The sequence below is a fragment of the Streptomyces sp. CBMA123 genome (genome assembly GCF_014596465.1).
GTDB lineage: Bacteria > Actinomycetota > Actinomycetes > Streptomycetales > Streptomycetaceae > Kitasatospora.
The window spans coordinates 1-1,038 of record NZ_MECK01000499.1; the positions used below are offsets into that span (position 1 = coordinate 1).

Here is a 1,038-nt window from a genome sequence, read left to right on the forward strand (position 1 = left end):
GCCGTACCGCCGGGCCGCGCGGGCGGCGCCCTCGACGACCTCGCCCGGCAGCACGGTCAGCGTCTCGATCCGCGGGGCCTCCCCGGCCCGGGCGGGGGCCGGCCAGGCCGGGGGCGGAACGTCCGTCAGCCGGCGCCGCCAGAACGGCAGCTCCTCGCGGGTCCACCGGGCGGCCGCGGCCTGCTCCCACCGGGCGTAGTCGGCGTAGGAGGCGGCCGGGGCAGGCCCGGAACCGCTCTCACCGCCGGGCTCCACCGGCCGCGCCTGGTAGCACCGGCCCAGCTCCGCCAGCAGGACGGACTCCGACCAGCCGTCGAAGGCGATGTGGTGGATCTGCAGGCACAGCAGGTGCCGCTGCCGCTCCAGCCGGCACAGCCGGGCCCGGATCGGGATCTCCTCCTCCAGCGCGAACGGCAGCCGCCACCAGTCCTCGGTGACGGCCCGGGCCACCGCCGCCGGCTCCGCGCCGGACGGGCCCGCCGGGGGCGGGACCACCGCGAACGGCACCCGGGCCCGGTCGCCGCCGAGGACGCGCTGCTCGGGCAGTTCGTCGAGCCACGGGTGGACGGTGCGCAGCGCGGGGTGGCGGACGGCGACGTCGTCCAGGGCCGCCCAGAGGGCGCCCGGGTCCAGCGGGCCGGTGAGCAGGTAGGCCAGGACCAGGACGTTGTCCGCGTCGCCCGGGGAGCCGCGTTCGGCCATCCAGAAGCGGCGCTGGGCATGGGACAGCGCCACCGGGCCGTCGGCGGCCGGGCCGCCGGTGGCGAGCACGGTGCCGTCGGCGGGCGGTGCGTGCTCGCTGTGCCGGTTCAGCGCGGCCACCGTGCGCAGGCGGTAGACGTCGCCCACGGTGATCCGGACGCCGGACCGGGCACCGGCCCTGGCGGCGAGCCGGACGACGTCCAGCGAGGTGGCGCCGGCCCCGAGGAGGTCGTCGTCCTCGCCGAGCCCCGGGAGACCGAGCAGTTCGCGGGCCGCGCCGAGCAGTTCGCCGCCGGGCGCCGCCGGACGGGTGCCGCCGGCGGGGCCGGGCCGGGT

The 1,038-nt window shown here is 79.6% G+C and carries 1 protein-coding gene; it reads right to left on the reverse strand.

The genetic code is table 11. The features are described 5' to 3' along the window. Positions 1–1,038 (reverse strand): condensation domain-containing protein (locus tag BG452_RS35230; protein ID WP_223243190.1); only part of this gene is annotated, 1,038 nt, incomplete at both ends.